At 68.4% G+C, this 17,756-nt stretch carries 13 protein-coding genes and 1 pseudogene; 9 read left to right on the top strand and 5 right to left on the bottom strand.

From position 1 onward, the window contains the following. Positions 1 to 2: 2 nt before the first annotated feature. Together AAC691_RS10860 and AAC691_RS10855 are read right to left on the bottom strand one after the other, a co-directional pair. On the bottom strand, positions 3 to 1,193 hold the full coding sequence (locus AAC691_RS10860; RefSeq protein ID WP_342630068.1) for an efflux RND transporter periplasmic adaptor subunit: 1,191 nt from the start codon (positions 1,191 to 1,193) through the stop codon (positions 3 to 5). Next, positions 1,186 to 4,371 carry an efflux RND transporter permease subunit gene (locus AAC691_RS10855; protein WP_342630067.1) on the bottom strand — a complete coding sequence of 1,062 codons (3,186 nt, stop codon included), beginning with the start codon at positions 4,369 to 4,371 and terminating at the stop codon, positions 1,186 to 1,188. The genes AAC691_RS10860 and AAC691_RS10855 overlap by 8 nt, the downstream gene beginning before the upstream one ends. 505 nt (positions 4,372 to 4,876) lie before the next feature. Between AAC691_RS10855 and AAC691_RS10850 the strand changes: the two genes are divergently transcribed. The 3 genes and pseudogenes from AAC691_RS10850 (at position 4,877) to AAC691_RS10840 (ending at position 7,356) form a co-directional block, all read left to right on the top strand. Then, a complete protein-coding gene (locus AAC691_RS10850) occupies positions 4,877 to 5,788 on the top strand; it encodes a LysR family transcriptional regulator (RefSeq protein ID WP_323992641.1) in 912 nt (303 codons plus the stop codon). A gap of 131 nt (positions 5,789 to 5,919) precedes the next feature. Further along, positions 5,920 to 6,868 (top strand): annotated as a pseudogene (locus AAC691_RS10845) (IS1595 family transposase). Between the two features lie 53 nt (positions 6,869 to 6,921). Beyond that, a complete protein-coding gene (locus AAC691_RS10840; protein WP_342630066.1) occupies positions 6,922 to 7,356 on the top strand; it encodes a hypothetical protein in 435 nt (144 codons plus the stop codon). A 17-nt stretch (positions 7,357 to 7,373) separates the two neighbouring features. Here AAC691_RS10840 and AAC691_RS10835 read toward each other — a convergent pair whose 3' ends face one another. Then, positions 7,374 to 8,594, bottom strand: a complete 1,221-nt coding sequence (locus tag AAC691_RS10835) for an MFS transporter (RefSeq protein ID WP_342630065.1) — start codon at positions 8,592 to 8,594, stop codon at positions 7,374 to 7,376. A 56-nt stretch (positions 8,595 to 8,650) separates the two neighbouring features. Beyond that, complete coding sequence (locus AAC691_RS10830) at positions 8,651 to 9,115, bottom strand: MarR family transcriptional regulator (protein ID WP_342630064.1); 465 nt, start codon at positions 9,113 to 9,115, stop codon at positions 8,651 to 8,653. Positions 9,116 to 9,353: 238 nt separating this feature from the next. Here AAC691_RS10830 and AAC691_RS10825 point away from each other — a divergent pair, with 238 nt between their 5' ends. The 5 genes from AAC691_RS10825 to AAC691_RS10805 are packed head-to-tail and all read left to right on the top strand — an operon-like array spanning position 9,354 to position 14,737. Continuing rightward, positions 9,354 to 9,878, top strand: a complete 525-nt coding sequence (locus tag AAC691_RS10825) for a MarR family transcriptional regulator (protein WP_342630063.1) — start codon at positions 9,354 to 9,356, stop codon at positions 9,876 to 9,878. A gap of 4 nt (positions 9,879 to 9,882) precedes the next feature. Further along, the gene (locus AAC691_RS10820) at positions 9,883 to 12,060 is read left to right on the top strand and encodes an FUSC family protein (RefSeq protein WP_342630062.1); all 2,178 of its coding nucleotides are present in this window, start codon (positions 9,883 to 9,885) and stop codon (positions 12,058 to 12,060) included. Between the two features lie 4 nt (positions 12,061 to 12,064). Next, positions 12,065 to 12,259 (top strand): DUF1656 domain-containing protein, encoded by a 195-nt coding sequence (locus AAC691_RS10815; protein ID WP_176638746.1) that lies wholly within the window; start codon positions 12,065 to 12,067, stop codon positions 12,257 to 12,259. A 32-nt stretch (positions 12,260 to 12,291) separates the two neighbouring features. Continuing rightward, positions 12,292 to 13,203 (top strand): HlyD family secretion protein, encoded by a 912-nt coding sequence (locus AAC691_RS10810; protein WP_176638747.1) that lies wholly within the window; start codon positions 12,292 to 12,294, stop codon positions 13,201 to 13,203. Positions 13,204 to 13,216: 13 nt separating this feature from the next. After that, positions 13,217 to 14,737, top strand: coding sequence for an efflux transporter outer membrane subunit (locus tag AAC691_RS10805; protein ID WP_342630061.1), 1,521 nt, complete (start codon positions 13,217 to 13,219; stop codon positions 14,735 to 14,737). Positions 14,738 to 14,765: 28 nt separating this feature from the next. On the opposite strand, the gene AAC691_RS10800 is transcribed toward AAC691_RS10805, so the two are convergent. Then, complete coding sequence (locus AAC691_RS10800) at positions 14,766 to 16,025, bottom strand: alkaline phosphatase family protein (RefSeq protein WP_342630060.1); 1,260 nt, start codon at positions 16,023 to 16,025, stop codon at positions 14,766 to 14,768. A gap of 367 nt (positions 16,026 to 16,392) precedes the next feature. Between AAC691_RS10800 and AAC691_RS10795 the strand changes: the two genes are divergently transcribed. Continuing rightward, positions 16,393 to 17,736: a sorbosone dehydrogenase family protein gene (locus AAC691_RS10795; RefSeq protein WP_342630059.1), complete on the top strand. Its 1,344-nt coding sequence runs from the start codon at positions 16,393 to 16,395 to the stop codon at positions 17,734 to 17,736. The last annotated feature ends 20 nt before the right edge of the window (positions 17,737 to 17,756 follow it).

The following is a 17,756-nucleotide window of genomic DNA, read 5'->3' as shown; positions in this document are numbered from 1 at the left end:
GATCAGGCCCCTTTCATGTCGTCGGAATGGGGAATGACCTGGCTGCCGGTGCGCAGGGCAGAGGGCGGGTTGACCACCAGCCGGCTGCCGTCGGGCAGGCCGCCGGTGATTTCGACCCGGTCGCCGTAATCGCGCCCGACCGAGACCGGGCGCAGGGTCACGCGGCGATCGGCGTCGACGGTCGCCACCGACAGGCCGTCGGCGTCGAAGATCAGGGCCTCGGCCGGGATCAGCACCACCGGCAGCGGGCGCGGGACGGCGAAGCGCACGGTGGCGTACAGCCCGGCGGCCAGGCGTCCGTCGGCGTTGTCCAGCTCGATTTCCACCGGCAGGGTGCGGCTGCCGGCCTCCAGCGCATGGCCGGTGCGCGCGACGGTGCCGGTAAGGACCAGGTGCGGCCGGTTGGGGATGCCGACGCTGGCGGCCATGCCGAGGGCGATGCTGGCGGCCCAGTCCTGCGGCACATGCACGCGCACGCGCAGCCGGTCGGTGCGCGCCACGACGAAGAGCGGCCGCTGGCCGGCGCCGTCCGCGCCGACCAGGTCGCCGACCTCGACCGTGCGGGCGGTCACCACCCCGTCGAAGGGGGCGGTCAGCGTCATGTAGGCCTGGTGCTGCGTGGCCTCGGCCAGGGCGGCCAGGGCGGCCTGCTGCTGGGCCAGGCGGGCCTTCTGCGTCAGTTGGTCGGTATCCCAGTTCTGGCGGCTGACGGCGCCGTCGCCGATCAGCCGGGCGCTGCGCCCGGCGGTGGCGCGCGCCAGGTCCAGGTCGGCCTGGGCCTGGGCCAGCGCGGCCCGGGCATGCTGGACCTGCTGGTCGATCTCGGGCGCGTGGATGACGGCCAGCACCTGCCCGGCCCGCACATGCGTGCCGATATCGACCAGGCGTTGGGCGACATAGCCCGAGGCGCGGGCGCCGATCGCCGCGGTTTCCAGCGGTTCGGTGGCGCCGGGCAGGTCCAGCGGCACCGGGGCCGCGCTGGCGGCGACGCGCATGGTGCGGACTTCGGGCAGCAGGGACTGGCGATAGGCCGCCAGGTCCCGGGTGGCCGCGTCGCGCCTGGCATGGGCGATCGCGCCATAGCCGAGGGCGGCGAGCACGCCCAGCCCGATGGCGGGGCCGGCCAGGCGCGGCAGCACCGGACGGGACGGCTGCGCGGCGGGCGCGCCGGGTGAAGCGGACATGTCAGACATGGCTGTATTCCTCGAGAATGCGGCTTTCGCGCTTGCGCAGGCGGCTATAGAGCCAAGGGACGATGAACAGGGTGGCGCAGGTGCCCATCAGCAGGCCGCCGATCACCGCGCGGCCCAGCGGCGCGTTCTGCTCGCCTCCGTCGCCCAGGCCCAGCGCCATGGGCAGCATGCCCACCACCATGGCCAGCGAGGTCATCAGGATCGGGCGCAGGCGGGCGCGGCCGGCCTCCAGCGCGGCCTCGGCGGCGGTCAGGCCGTCGCCGCGCCGTTCCTTGGCGAAGGTGACCAGCAGGATCGAATTGGCGCTGGCGACGCCGACGCTCATGATCGCGCCCATCAGCGACGGGACCGAAAAGGTCGTGCCGGTGACGAACAGCATGAAGACGATGCCGCACATCGCGCCCGGCAGGCCCATGATGACCACGAACGGGTCGGTGAAGGACTGGAAATTGACCGCCATCAGCAGATAGACGGCAATCGCCGCCACGATCAGCCCCACCCCCATCCGGGCGAAGGTCGAGCGCATCGAATCGATCTGTCCCCGGACCTCGATCGCGTTGCCCGGGCTGAGCTGCGCGCGGTGGCGGGCGACGATGCGGTCGATGTCGGCGGCGATCGCGCCCAGGTCGCGGCCTTCGGCGCTGGCATAGATGTCCAGCACCGGCTGGATGTTGCTGTGCGAGATCACGCTCTGCGCCAGGTCGCGGCGGATGCCCGCGACATTGTCCAGCAGCGTCGGCGCGCCGCCCGCGCCGGCGGGGCCCGCGACCACCGTATTGCCCAGTTCGCGCAGGCCGGTCAGCCGGTATTGCGGCGTCTGCACCGCCAGGGGATACTGGATGCCCGTGTTGGGATCGACCCAGAAATTGGGCGTGACGGTGTTGGACGAGGCCAGCGAGATCATGACGTTGCGCGCCACGTCGTTCAGCGTCAGGCCCAGATCGTTGGCGCGCACGCGATCGACGTCCAGCCGCAGTTCGGGCGCGGCGATTTCCTGGTGCATATGCACGTCGGTGACGCCCGGCACCTGCGCGATCTCGTGCAGAATCGACCGGGCGATCGCACGGTCGGTCGGCGCGTCATAGCCCATGACCCGGACGTCGATCTGGGCGGGCAGGCCGAAATCGATGATCTGGGTCACGATGTCGGCCGGCTGGAAATAGAAGACGGCCTCGGGGAATTTCTGCGCCAGGACGGTACGCAGCCGGCGGATGTACCCCGCCGTGGGGTGATGGTCGGGCTTCAGCGCCACCATGATCTGCCCGTCATTGGGGCCGATCGTGGTGCCGTCGTCGAACGGCATCGTATAGCGGAAGGCGATGCCGATATTGTCCAGGATCAACTGGCGCTCGTTCGCGGGGATCGTGGCGCGGATCGTGTCCTCGACCTGGTCGAACAGGTGCTCGGTGCTTTCGATACGGGTGCCGGCGGGGGCGCGGACATGCAGCCGGAATTCACCGGCATCGATGCTGGGGAAGAAGTCCGACCCCACCTGGGTCGACAGCACGCCGCCCAGGGTCAGCACCACCACAGCCAGGACCGGCACCCGCCAGTTGCTTTCGATCAGCCCTTGCAGGATATGGGCATATCCGTCGCGCAGCCGGGCGAAGCCCGCGTCGAAGCGCGCGCCGAACCGCTGCAGCATCGTGGGGGGCAGGCCGCGGGCCGCGCGCGATGCCGCCCGGCTTTCCTCGGCCTTCAGCAGCATGGCGGCGAAGATCGGCACCAGGGTGCGGCTGATGCCGTACGAGGCCAGCATGGCGTACACCACCGCCAGCGCCATCGGCGTGAACAGATAGCGCGCCGGGCCGATCAGGAATTCGACCGAAACGAACACGCTGGAGATCGCCAGCGTCGAGACCAGGGTCGGCAGGGCGATCCCGGCCGCGCCCTCCAGCACCGCGCGGCGCAGTTCGGCGCCGTCATGGCGGATGCGGTGGATGTTCTCGATCGTGACGGTGGCGTCGTCGACCAGGATGCCGACGGCCAGCGCCAGCCCGCCCAGGGTCATCAGGTTCAGGGTCTGGCCGGTGGCGGACAGGATGGCGATCGACGACAGGATCGACAGCGGGATCGAGATCGCCACGATCAGGGTCGAGCGCCAGCTCGACAGGAAGGCCAGGATCATCGCCGCGGTCAGCAGCCCGGCGATCACGGCCTCGGACACCACGCCGTTGATCGCGGCCTTGACGAACAGGGACTGGTCGAACAGCTCGTCGATCTTCATCCCCGGCGGGGCGGCAGCACGGGTGACGGGCAGCACGCGGTTGCGGATGGCGTTCACCACGTCCAGCGTCGAGGCGTCGCCGGCTTTGAGGATCGACAGCAGGACCGAACGCCGGCCCTCGGTGCGCACGATGTTCTGCTGCACCGCCGTGCCGTCGCGCACCTGCGCCACGTCGCGGATGCGCAGGATCGCGCCGGTGGCCGGGTCGCGTTTCAGCGGCACGTCGTTCAGCCGGGCGGCGATGTCGGGCATGCCGTTCATCCGCACGTCATATTGCGTGGCGCCGAACTTGACCGTGCCGGCCGGCAGGGTCAGGTTCTGCGCGTTCACCGCGTTCGAGACGTCCAGCGGCGTCAGGCCCGTGCCGGCCAGCTTGGCCGGGTCGATATCGACCATCACCTGGCGGATCTTGCCGCCATAGGGCGGGGGCAGCAGCGTGCCGGGAATCGGCGCCAATTGCTGGCGGATGCGATAGATGCCGTAATCGTACAGGTCGCTTTCCGTCAATTTGTCCGAGGACAGCGCCAATTGCAGCACCGGCACGCTGGAGGCGCTGTATTGCATGATGATCGGCGGCTGCGTGCCTTCGGGCAGGAAGGCGCGGATCGAATTGGTGGCCGATACGGTCTGCGCCACCGCCAGGTCGATATTCACGTTGGGCTGGAAATAGAGTTTCTGCACCACCAGCCCGGGCGTCGTCTGGCTTTCGATCGTGCGGAGGTTGTTGACGAAGAAGCTTTCGGAAAATTCGGTATAGGTGCTGATGCGTTTTTCGGTCTCGGGCGCGTTCAGCCCGTCATAGTACCAGACCACCGTGACGACGGGGATGTCGATCGCGGGAAAGACGTCGGTCGGCGTGCGGAAGATGGCCGAGACGCCCAGCAGCAGGATCAGCACGCCGGCGACCAGGAACGTATAGGGGCGCCGAAGCGCCAGGCCCACTATGCCCATGGGGATGTTCTTTTCGGATCGGGCGGGCAAGGGGCGCCGCGCGTCGCCCGCAGGCGCGGGGACGGGACGGCGGGTCTTGCCCGCATGTCTGTCGGAGGACGGTGGCGGCCGGTGGGCCGCGATTACACGGGGGCGCGTTCGGGCGGCGGCGCGCCGGACGGTTCGGTCAGCATATCTCGGGCATATCCTTGCAACATGCCGCGATGGGGGTGCGGCATGACTGTACGACATCGGGGGGCGCGCGGGTACGGCACGCGGGCGAGGCGGTCTGTGCCGGGCGGTCGGGTCCCAAGGTTCCAGGATGTCCCGAGGTTCCAGGATTCTGGGCCTGCAGGGGCCGCCGCTTCTTTATCTTGCCTGACCGTAATATCGACGGAAGAAAGGCGGAGATAAATAGGTTGTCAGGCGACACTCTGTATCCGTATTGGATACAATATCGGGGCCCGCGAGTGAGGAGAATCGGGATCATGCCTCATGCGGGGCGTTGCAGGCAGGGGGGCGGAGCATGAGTCGCGAAGGCATGGGCCTGTCCGACATCGGGATGTTCGTCGCGGTGGCGGAGCATGCCAATTTCACCCGCGCCGCCCAGCGGCTGGGCACCAGCAAGTCGAATGTCGGCAAGGCGGTGCAGCGGCTGGAGGCGCAGTTGGGCACCCGGCTGTTCCAGCGCACGACGCGGGCCGTGCGGCTGACCGAGGATGGCGAAACCTATTTCGAGGCCGCGCGGGCCGCGCTGGACGGGTTGAGCGAGGCGCATGTCGCGCTGGCCGCCCGCCGGGCGGAGCCGGCCGGCCGGGTGCGGATGGATCTGCCGGTCGGATTCGGGCAGTTCCTGATGCCGATGCTGGCGTCGTTGCGGGCATCCCATCCCAAGGTGACGCTGGAATTGTCGCTGAATGACCGCCAGTCGGACCCGGTGGCCGATGGCTGGGACATCGTGGTGCGGGTGGGCGCGCTGCCGGCGACGGGCGACATGCTGGTGCGCCGGCTGGGCACGCCGCGCTTCGGGCTCTATGCCTCGCCCGGCTTCCTGGCGCGCAGCGGACCGCTCGACAGCATCAAGGACCTGTGCGGGCAGGAGGCGGTCATCTATCGCGGTCATGCCGGGCGGCCGATCCCCTGGGCGGTGACGGAATGCGGACATCAGTCCGACCTGGCGCCCAAGGCCGGGCTGGTGCTGGCCGACGGGCGGGCGATGGTGGATGCGGCGATCGCCGGAATGGGCATCGTGCAGATCTTCGACTGGATGGCGCACCCGCATGTCTGCATGGGCACGCTGGTGCATCTGCTGCCCGAAGCCGATGCCGACGGACCGCCCGTGCATGCCCTGATCCCGCTGGGCCGCCGCATGCCGCCCAAGACCAGGCTGGTGCTGGATCATTTGATCGAATTCTTTCGCGTTCCGCCGGCCTGCTGATATCAGGGACTTTTTGCGTGCCCGGCACATAGTCCCCGAACGTTCAAAAGTTTTCCTGATTACGCACTATTTTCAGCCAGGGATTTATGGTACAAAGCGAGAACATTTGTTGTTTTCGAGAGGCTTGATCGATGGCTCGCAACAAGGTCCAGTTTCAGAAAGGGCTAAGCGAAGCCCAATTTGACGAACTTTACGGAAGCGAAGAGAAGTGCCGAGCGGTGATCTTTGGCTGGCGTTGGCCATCTGGTTTTGAATGCCCGGCCTGCGGCGGGCGTGAGCACAGCGTCATTCAGAGCCGTGGGCAGTATCAATGCAGCGCCTGTCGGAAGCAGACGTCGCTGATCGCCGGAACGATCTTCGCGGCAACCAAGGTGCCGTTACGGACCTGGTTTCGTGCCCTGTACCATCTGACCCAGAGCAAAGGCGGCATCTCCAGCATCGAACTGGGGCGCAGGCTCGGCGTGACGCAGACCACGGCCTGGAAGATCAAGCATAAACTCGCGCAGGTAATGATGGAGCGCGAGGCCGGCAAGCGACTGAAGGGACGGATCGAACTGGACGACGCCTATCTCGGCGGAGAACGCGGCGGCGGCAAGCGCGGGCGAGGATCAGCGGGCAAGACGCCGATCGTGGCCGCTGTTGAAACCACACCGCAAGGCAAGCCAATCCGCCTGAAACTCCGCCGGGTGGCCGGGTTCAGTAGGGCCGAGATCGCAAAGATGGCAAAAAACAGCTTCGACCCCGCCAGCAGCGTGGTCAGTGACGGTCTACGCTGTTTCGCCGCCGTCACCGAAGCAGGGTGCGTCCATCATCCCATCCTGACCGGTTCGGGACCAAAGGCAGGCCGCAACCCTGCTTTCAAATGGGTCAATACCGCTCTCGCCAACATCAAGAATGCCATGACCGGTACTTTACCGTGCTATCCGTGACAAGCATGCGCCGCGCTATCTCGCCGAGTTCGTTTATCGCTTCAATCGCCGCTTCGACCTCGCCTCCATGATCCCTCGCCTCGGATACGCCGCCGTCAGAACCCCGCCCATGCCCTATCGCCTGCTCAAATTGGCTGAAATTAGTGCGTAATCAGGAAAGTTTTTTGGTTCTTTTTTAAAAAAGAACAGAAGGATGCACGGGTCGTGACGATCTTTTCCAGTGACGACGACATCGAGCGGATCGGGCGCGGCCTGCTCGATCGCACCCTGCCCAAGCCCGACTGGACCCATGCCGCGCATTTCGCGGCCGCGCTGTGGCTGCTGCGTCATCGCCCCGGCCTGGTCGCGCAGGGGCAGGTCGGCGCGATCATCCGGGCCTATAACGTGGCGACCGGCGGGGTGAACGACGACCAGGGCGGGTATCATGAAACGATCACCGTCGCCTCGATGCGGGCGGCGGCCGGTTTCCTGCGGCGCTATCCCGGGGAAACGCCGCTTTGGCGCATCGCGGATGACCTGGTGGCGTCGCCGCTGGGGCAGCCGGGCTGGCTGCTGGACTATTGGAGCCGGCCGCGCCTGTTCAGCGTGGCGGCCAGGTGGGACTGGCTGGCGCCGGACCTGCGGCCCTTTCCCTGGTAAGGGCCCGGCCGGCGGGTTCAGCGCGTTGCGCGCCGTCCTGCGGGGGCAAGGGCGCGCATGGCGACGAGGGCGGCAGCAAGCCCGGCGGCGGCGCCGATGCCGAGTGCCCAGCGCGGTCCGAAATGATTGGCGATCCACCCCACGATGGGGGCGCCGACCGGCGTGCCGCCCAGCGCCACCGCCAGGCGGATCGCCATGACCCGGCCGCGCATTTCGGGGGTGCTGGATAATTGCATCTGGCTGTTGGTCGCGGTGGTGAAGGTCAGGGCGGAGATGCCGACCAGGACCAGGGCCCCGGCGAAGAACACGGCGTTGGGGGCCAGCGCGGCCAGGGCGCAGCCGGCGCCGAACAGCGCGGCGGCGGCGGCGAGGCCGCGCAGGCCGGTACGGTCCCGCCCGGCGGCGAGCAGGGAGCCGCCGAGCGTGCCGCAGGCCATGATGGTGTTCAGCAAGCCGTAGCCGTCGGCGCCGAGGTGGAACACGCCGACCGCCATTGTGGAAATGAAGATCGGAAAATTCAGCCCGAAGGTGCCGATCAGGAACAGCATCAGGATGATCGTCCTGAGATCGCGGCGCTGCCAGACGTAACGGAACCCGGCCGTCAGCCCGCGCGGCGCCTGCCGGGTGGATGCGCCCGCCGCCGGATGGGGTTCGCCGCGGCGCAGGACCGTCAGCGACGCCAGCACCGCCAGAAAAGACAGGCCGTTCAGCACGAAGGCCCAGCCGGAGCCGAGGGCGGCGATGCACAGCCCGGCGGCCGCCGGCCCCAGCATGCGGCCCGCATTGAACGAGGTGGAATTGAGCGCGACCGCATTCGGCAGGTCGCCGTCATCCACCAGGTCCGAGACGAAGATCTGCCGCGCCGGAGAATCGAAGGCGGTGACGCAGCCGAAGATCAGGGCGAACAGATCCACCTGCCACAGCCGGACGGCGCCGGTCACGGTCAGGATGCCCAGCCCCAGCGCAAGCGCGCCCATCGTGCCCTGCGTCGCCATCAGCAAGGTGCGGCGCTCCAGCCGGTCGGCCGCATAGCCTGTCCACGGCAGCAGCAGAAGCTGCGGGCCGAATTGCAGCGCCATGACGATGCCGACCGCGGTGGCGTCGCGATGCGTCAGTTCGGTCAGGACCAGCCAGTCCTGGGCGGTACGCTGCATCCAGGTGCCGATATTGGACACCAGCGCGCCGGCCGCCCAGATCCGGTAATTGCGATGACGGAGCGAGCGGAAGAGGTGCGTCACGCCGATGATGGCCTTTCGGGGCTGTTCCAGGGGCAGGGCGGATCAGGAGGGGCGGATCAGGATTCAGCAAGCCGTTCCAGCAAAGGCAGGGCACGCGCCAGGTCCGCGCGCTCGGCGGCCGAGAAGTGCGCGGCGAGGATGCCGGCCAGCCAGTCCTCGCGCGCCGCGCGGCGGCCGGCGACCCAGGTCCGGAATTGCGCCGTCAGCGACAGGATGGTCTGGCGCCCGTCCGCGGGATCGGGGCTGCCGCGGACCAGGCCGGCCGCCTCAAGAGCCGCGATGTGCGGCCCCATGGACTGGGTGCGCATGCCCTCGGCGCGGGCCAGGGCGCTGACGGTGGCGGGACCGGCGCGCTCGAGGCGCGACAGGACCGACAATTGGGAGAGATTGAAGCCGTCCTGCGCGGCCTGTTCGCGCAGGCGGCGCTTCAGCTTGCCGGTCACGACACGCAGCATCATGGCCAGGGCTTCCGGCGCGGTCGGGTCTGGCCCGGTCGGGTTTAACAGGGTCGGGTCTAACATGGTCGGGTCCGGCATGGAGGACGGGGGCTTGGACATCGGGCGCGCGATTATGAGAAGGAAACCTGCCAAGGTAGACTTCATTTCTGGCCGATTGTCAAAAACCCATTGTCAAGGGAGGATGAAGCAGGACCTGGCCCGGAGCATTGCGGATCACCCGCGGCAGCCTTGCCGAAAATATCTGTTGCCATGGAATTAGTGGTCATGGCAATCAACCGCCCGGCCATGCAGGGGGGCGGGAATGGACAGGCGGGCGGAGGACGATGCGGAAGCGCAGGGAATGCGCCGCTTCCTGCAGATCGATGAAGCCCGGTTCCGCGACGTGGCGATGACGTTCCGGGTGATCCGGCTGGGCGCGGTATGGCGCACGCGGCTGGAGCGCGCACTGAAATCCACCGGGCTGAGCGTCGCGGGGTTTCGGCCGATGGCCTATCTGATGATGATGCCGGACGGTACGTCCCAGCGCGCCCTGGCGGCGGCGATGGACACCGATACGTCGGCCCTGGTGCGGGTGCTGGACCTGCTGGAGGCGTCGGGGCTGGTGGAACGCCGCCCCGATGCGGCCGACCGGCGGACCAACCGGCTGTTCATCACGCCCGCGGGGCAGCGCAAATGCCGCCAGTTCCACCGGATCGCCGCCCGGCTCGAGCGGGACCTGACCATGGGCCTGGACCCCGATGCGGCGCCCGCGCTGGTGCGGGTGATGGATCGTATCCTGCTGAATGCCGAGCGCCGCACGCATGACGGCGCCGGGGCGGAGGCATAGGGCGATGGACCTGCCGCGCCGGCTGTGGGCGCTCTTTGCCGAGGATGCGCGCTGGCAGGACATAAGGGCGCGCGCGGCCTTCTGCGCGCGGACCTTCGCGGCGATCGCGCTGGCGCTGTTCTGTTCGTTCCTGTTCCAACTGGAATCGCCGTTAAGCTCGGTCACCACGGTGATGATCGTGGCCAATCCCACGGTGGGCGCGCTGATGTCCAAGAGCATCTGGCGCGTGATCGGCACCGTGCTGGGGGCGGCGATCGCGGTGGCGATGATGGCCGTGCTGGCGCAGTCGCCGGTGCTGTACATGATGGTCCTGGCGGTGGTCGTGGCGTTCGCCTGTCTGGTCGCGACCTTTCTGCGGCTGTTCAGGGCCTATGCGGCCGTGCTGACCGGCTATACGATCGTGATCGTCGCAGCGCCCGCCTATGCCGATCCGAACGGCATCTTCGTCAGCGCGCTGTCGCGCCTGTCGGCGGTCACGGTGGGCGTCGTCGCCACGGCCGTCGTCTTTCTGGTCACGACGATGCGCCGGCCGGAAAACGTGGCGGCGCAGATCGCGCAGATCGTGCGCGATACGGTCGACCACGCCATGGCCTATCACAATTTCCGCCGTGGTGTGGCGGGGGCCGAGGCGGCGCCGCTGTCGGTCACGGGGGAATTCAGGTCCCTGCCCACGCCGCTGTACGACCGGCGCGGCGTGCTGATGTCGCGGATCGGCGCGCTGATCTCGGCGGTGGAATACGCGGCGACCGATACCTATGAGATCCGCCGGCGGATCGGCGCGCTGCGCGTGGGGCTCAGCGGCCTGGCGGGGGTCGTCGCGACCTATCATCCGCTGTGGAGCAGCATGGAGGTGACGGCGCCCGCCATGGAGCGCCTGCATGCGCACCTGGCCGGGTTGATGGAACAGATCCTGGCGATTGTCGGCCGTCCCGGCTGGATGGAGGATATCCGCCCGATTCACGCGCTGATCGCCGCCGCCCGGACGCACCTGACCCAGGCCGAGCACAACGAGGCCGACATCGCCGTGCTGGCCGCGATCGACAACCTGCACGACGTGCTGTCGCAACTGGACGGCGTGCTGCTGTACCTGTCCGCCGAACACGCGCCGCGGCATGCGCGGCTGCGCTGGTTTCTGGACTGGCCCACGGCGCTGCGCAACGGGGCGCGCGGCGGGGTCATCACGCTGCTGGCCGGGCTGATGTGGTACGTGCTGCATTGGAGCGCCGGCCCGATGCTGATGCTGTATGTCGTCGCCGCGTCCAGCCTGGTGTCGACCACGCCCTCGGCGTCGCGCGCCAGCGTGCTGATGGCGGGGGGGACGCTGCTGTCGATCCCGGCGGGAATCGCCTGCCACATGCTGGTGCTGCCGCGCATCGACGGGTTTCCGCTTCTGCTGGGCGCGTTGTGCCTGTTCCTGCTGCCCGGGGTGTGGATGCAGTTCAGCCCGCGCTGGGGGATCGGCGCCTTCGGCTACTCGGTGTTCTTTACCGCGCTGCTCGACGTTGCGAATCCAATCCGGTACCACGACCTGTCCCTGACCAATAACTGGCTGACCTTCGCGGTGGCGTGCGTGTTGCTGGTGCTGGGCTTTCGCGTCGTTCTGCCGCCCGATGACCGGCTGGATGCCGCGCGGCTGGTGGCCTCGATCGGCCGGGGGGTGCGCCGGCTGGCGCTGGTCCTGCCCGAGACGCCCGGCGCGTGGGTGACCTGGGAAGGGGTGCAGATCCAGAAGATCATGCGCCTGGCCATGCGGTTGTCGCTGTGCATGGCGGTGCGCGAGCGCAACGCCTATACCGACGCCGCGCTGGGGGCGGTCGCGCTGGGGCGGCTGGTGGTGCGGGCGCGGCGCATCGCGGCGCTGCCGGTGCTGGACGATGCCGACCGCGCCAGCCTGCGCGCCGCGCTGGACGGGTTCGCGCGCCTGCGCGACGACCCCGAAGGCACCGCGCGCGGGCTGGCCGATGGCGCGCAGGCGATGCTGTCGCGCGCGGCCGGGCACGCGGATGCCGGGTACGCGCTGCAGGCGCGGCGCGCGGCCGCGTGCCTGCAGCAGGCGGCGTATATCCTGCGTGCGGTCCCGGGCTTTTTCCATCGCCATGGACCATTGCAACTGGACCCGGGGGTGGCGGGCGCGGCGCTGCCGCTGTCCGCGGTGCCGGTCCGCGCGGGAGCTGAGGGGTGAAGGGATGCTGAGCGAATTTGACCTGTTTGGCGTGTTTATGGCGCCGATCGTGGTGTATGCGGTTGCGGCGTTTCCGGTGACGATGGCGATCCGCTTTGTGCTGTGGTGGACGGGGCTGATGGGGTGGTTCTGGCACCTGGCGCTGTTCGAGGTGGCGCTGTACGCGTGCGTGCTGTGTTTTCTGATTTTGTATGTCTGACCGGGTATTTTGCGGATGTTCGAGAGAGTGCGATGCCCCTGCTGCGTAATCTGATCCGGGTGGTGCTGACCCTGGCGGTCGTCGTTCTGGCGATCGTGCTGGGGATGGATCTGTGGGACACGTATATGATCGCGCCATGGACCCGCGACGGGCGGGTGCGGGTCTATGTCGTCGACGTGGCGCCGGAGGTGCCGGGCACGGTGGTGCAGGTGCCGGTGGTGGACAACCAGTTCGTGCACAGGGGCGACCCGCTGTTCGTGCTGGATCCGGTGCGCTTCCACCTGGCGGTGCGCGAGGCGCAGGCGCGGCTGGACGGCGCGCTGGAGGAACTGAAGCTGAAGCAGAGCGATGCGAAGCGCCGGATGGGGCTGGGCGGCATCGTGTCGGCCGAGGAGCAGGAGCGGTTCAATTCCGGCGTGGCGACGCAGATCGCCGCGGTGGATGCGGCGCGCGCGGCGCTGGACCTGGCGAAGCTGAACCTGCAGCGCTCGGTGCTGTATGCGCCGGTCAACGGCTATGTCACCAACCTGAACCTGCGGGTGGGGGATTACGCGACGGCGGGCCAGCCGCGGCTGGCGGTGATCGATGCCGATTCCTTCTGGGTGAACGGGTATTTCGAGGAAACCAAGATGTGGGGCGTGCATGTCGGCGACGCCGCGCGCGTCAAGCTGATGGGCTACAAGCCGATCCTGCCCGGCCATGTCGTGTCGATCGCGCGCGGCATCAACGACCAGAACGGCAATCCGGACCGGCTGGGGCTGCAGGACGTCAATCCGATCTTCACCTGGGTGCGGCTGGCGCAGCGCATCCCGGTGCGCATCCACCTCGACCGGGTGCCGGACAGCGTCACGCTGGCGGCGGGCATGACCTGCACGGTGACGGTGGGGCCGGAGACGCCCGGCCAGCGCGGGCGGCTGACCACCTGGCTGCAAGACCATCTGTGAGCCGGGCCGCGCGATGAGAATGAAGAACCAGGGGACCGGCAGGGCCGGCCTGCTGCTGGGGGCGGCGGGCCTGCTGGCGGCCTGCACGGTGGGGCCGCGCTATCAGCCCGACCGCATGGCGATCCCCGCGCGCTTTGCCGAGGACGGCCATGCCGCGACGCCGGCGGAGATCGCCCGCACCACGGCCGAGATGAAGGATTGGTGGCATCGTTTCGGCGATGCCGAACTGGACCGGCTGGTGGACCGGGCGATCGCGGGCAATTACGATCTGCGCATCGCCGGCCAGCGCATCCTGGCCGAGCGGGCGCTGCGCGATGCCCAGGCCTCGGCCTGGTATCCGCAGATCGACGCCGGCACCGTGGCGGGCGACAGCCGCTATTCGATCAATATCGACAACTGGCCGATCCGGCCGGGCAATCCGGCGAACCGGCCCGAGGCGTCGTACCTGTCCTATGGGGTCAGCGCCAGTTGGCAGCTCGACGTGTTCGGGCGGATCCGCCGCAGCGTCGAGGCGCAGGAGCGCGCGGTGGAGGAGACGGTCGAGGACCGGCGCGCGGTGCTGATGACCATGCTGTCGGAACTGGCCGGCGACTACATGGTGCTGCGCGACACGCAATTGCGGCTGCAGATCGCCGAGCGCAACATCCGGGTGGCGCAGGACGCCCGCGACCTGGCGCAGCGGCTGTATCAGCAGGGGGTGGGCACCACGCTGCAGGTCGCGCAGGCGCAGTCCGAACTGGAGACGCAGATCGCGGCGCGCGAGCCGCTGCGCACCCATATCGCGCAGATCACCCATGCGCTGGACGTGCTGATGGGACAGATGCCCGGCACCAGCGCGGCGGCGCTGGAACAGCCGGGGCCGCTGCCGCGCGTGCCGGATTTTCCGGCGACGGTGCCGTCGGTCGTGCTGGCCAACCGGCCGGACATCCGCCGGGCCGAACGGGCCTATGCCGAGGCGACGGCGCGGATCGGGGTTGCGGTGGCGCAGCTCTATCCGAATTTCAGCATCCCGCTGAGCTTCAACCCGAACGCGTCGGCGATGTATCAGCTGTTCGAGACCGGGGCGCTGAGCTGGCAGTTCTTCATGATGGCGTCGCTGCCGCTGATGCATGGCGGCAAGCTGACGGCGCAGGTGCGCGCGGCGCAGGCGGCGGCGGAGGCCAGCCGCCTGGCCTATCGCCGGACGGTGCTGCAGGCGTTCTGCGAGGTCGAGGACGCGATGGCGGCCTGGCATGACGACGTGGAACACACCGAATGGCTGCACCGCGCGGCGCAGGACAGCGCGCTGGCCAGCGACCGGGCGCGCCGGCTGTATGGCGCCGGGCTGGTGGGCTTTCTGGACGTGCTGACCACCGAGCGCACCGCGCTGGCCGCCGAGAACGCCGAGGCCGTCGCCCGGCTGGAGCGGCTGCAGGACGCCGTCGCCCTCTATACCGCCATCGGCGCCGGATGGCAGGGCGTCCCCCTGACAGCCTCCGCTCTGCCCGTCTCGCTCGAAACACAGCACGCCCTCGCCCGCGCCTTCCAGCAATAAAACAGGCCCGGGTGGAAGGGGCAGGAAGTCAGCGCCCGGGAGCGATGCGGAACATCGGGACCATCGGCAGGACCGGCGTCTGCCGGAAGGCGCCGTCCGCCGGCTGGACCGCGACATGGTCGGCGGCGTGGCCGAGATAGGTGCCGATCCCGAAACTGTCTTCCATCGTGCGCAGCAGCGCATAATGGTTATAGGGGGTGTCGTCGCGCACCCCGCGGACGCCGTGATTGGTGATGACGATGGTCGGGATCAGGCCGCCGCCCTGATTGATGGGGCCGACCCGGCCCTGGTTGGGATCGGCGGGGTGATAGCCGCAGCAGCCCTGGATGCCGGCGCTGCCGTAATCGTCCTCGTCGAACGTGATGACGATCGCCACGTTGCGTCGTGAATGCCACAGCGGCGAGGCGCGCACCGCATCGACCAGCGTCTGCACATAGTCGTCTCCGCTCGTCAGCAGCGGGGACGGGCCCGATCCTTTTCCCCGGCATTGCGGCGCATGCTGCAGCGTGCCCCTGGGTCCATGGTCGTCATGGCACAGATCGGGAATGACATACGAAAAACGAGGCAGCGTGCCGGCGGCGGCCTGCCGGAAGAAGGCGGTGTCGGTGCGGTTGTGGCGATAGAAATCGGCGGATTCGCGGATATCGTCGAAATTGACCGACGGATTATGCTTGGCCACATAAAGCGAATACAGGTCCGGATTCTGGGCCCTGGTCGGATATTGGGGCATTTCCGGCGCGGGCCGGCCGGTCTTCGGGTCGACATACATCGACTGGCTGAACATCGCCCACGAGATCCCGGCGCGGTCGAGCTGGGCGAAGAAATTGGGAACCCGAAAATGATGGTCGGCATAGGGCCCCTTCGCGGCATGGCCGCCGCAACGATCTTCCATCGGCATGGGGTCGGGTTCGCCGGCGACGACGGCCGTCTCGCGCGGCAGGGGCGTGCCGTCCGCCTGGCAGTACCAGGGATCGTCATCGACCAGGCCCTGCTGGTCGCCGGACATCAGCGCGACGTAATTGGGCTGGCTGACATGGGTGATGCCGTAATAGCGCGTGGCGACGTTGTATTCATGCGCCAGGCGGGTCATGTGCGGCGAGGTCGCGGGCCGGGCATCGATGATCTGGCCGAACTGGCGGTTTTCCATTTCGATGACGATGATGTTGTCATAGCGCGGCACGCCCTCCAGCCCCATCCTGGCGTCGGCGGCACCCGCCGCATGGGGCGCCAGCAGCAGGCCCAGCCCGATCGACAGGGCGCGTCCAGCCCCAATGACATGTCGCATCATGGTCTCCGAAATATTTCCCGCCATTACAACCCGCTGGATGGCCGGCCGCAAGGGCACGGGCGGCCTGTGCCCCGATGTTGGGCAAATCGTCTCAAATTATTGTGATAGGATGACAGGCGGTTCGTCCGCCGGAGATGTTTTATAAAACAATGGCTTAGAAGGATCCCGATCGCCGGGATGCGCCCGCGGATTGCGAAGGCGGGACATTGGCCGGTTTGAATGACGGGCGGGCGCGGTTGCGTGGCGGCGGGGATTGGGCTGACATTCGGGGCACGCCTTGTTTTCGTTGATTCTCTCCATTCGGCCCCTTGGCCGGGCCGGACGGTCCGGGCCAGCCCGCGGGGCCTTCCGCCCGTCGAGGTTCGCCATGAAACGCCCTCCTACCCGGCTGCTGCTGGGCGGTGCCGTCCTGCTCGCGCTGCTGACTGCCGGCTGTTATCGGCTGGCGCTGCATCCCGAACAGGCGACGCAGACGGTCGCGGCCGGTACCGGCCCGCATCCGGTGCTGCCCGCGCCCGATCCCACCTTCCTGCCGACCGTCAATATCGCGACCCCGGTCGGCTGGCACGGCGCCGAGGCGCCCGTCGCGGCGCCCGGCCTGGCGGTGCGGCCCTTCGCCACCGGGCTGGACCATCCGCGGTGGCTGTACAAGCTGCCGAACGGCGATATCCTGGTCGCGGAAACCAACTCGCCCGGTACCGATATCCGCACGCTGAAGAACCGCATCGCACGGTTCGTCATGGGGGCGGTCGGCGCGGGCGAGAAAAGCCCGAACCGCATCGTCCTGCTGCGCGACACCGACGGCGACGGCGTCGCGGACCAGCGCAGCGTGTTCCTGGACCATCTCTATTCGCCGTTCGGCATGGCCCTGGTCGGCGATGCGCTCTATGTCGCCGATGCCGACGCGCTGATGCGCTTCGCCTATCATCCGGGGGCGACGCATATCGACGGTCCGGGAACGAAGGTGGCGGACCTGCCGGCGGGCTATAACCATCACTGGACCAAGAACGTGCTGGCCAGCCCGGACGGCCGGACGCTGTATGTCACGGTCGGGTCCAACAGCAATGTCGCCGACAACGGCATGGCGATGGAAGAGGGGCGCGCGCGCATCGACCGGTTCGACATCGCCACCGGTGCGCTGCGCCCCTTCGCCACCGGACTGCGCAACCCCAACGGCCTGGCGTGGGAGCCGCAGACCGGCGCCCTGTGGACGGCGGTGAACGAACGAGACGAGATCGGCAGCGACCTGGTCCCCGACTATGTCACCTCGGTGAAGGAGGGGGCGTTCTATGGCTGGCCCTACAGCTATTACGGGCAGCATGTCGATGTGCGCGTCCGGCCGCAGCGGCCCGACCTGGTCGCCAGGGCGATCGCGCCCGATTATGCGCTGGGACCGCACACGGCGTCGCTGGGCATTGTGTTCTCGCAGGCCAGTTCGCTGCCCGAATCCTGGCGCAGCGGCCTGTTCGTCGCGCAGCACGGATCGTGGAACCGCGCGCCCAAGAGCGGGTACAAGGTGCTGTACGTGCCCTTCGCCGACGGCCATCCCGCCGGACCGCCGCGCGACGCGCTGACCGGCTTCCTGACGCCCGATACCGACCATGTCCATGGCCGGCCGGTGGGGCTGGCGCTGGACGGCCAGGGGGCGCTGCTGGTGGCCGACGACGTGGGCAACGTCGTCTGGCGGGTGACCGGCGCGCCGCATCGCTGAAGCTTTTTGACGCAAATGCC

The organism is Nguyenibacter vanlangensis (assembly GCF_038719015.1).
In the GTDB taxonomy this organism is placed as follows: domain Bacteria; phylum Pseudomonadota; class Alphaproteobacteria; order Acetobacterales; family Acetobacteraceae; genus Gluconacetobacter; species Gluconacetobacter vanlangensis.
The sequence above is the reverse complement of the archived record's forward strand: the minus strand, read 5'-3'. Positions and strand labels throughout refer to the sequence as shown.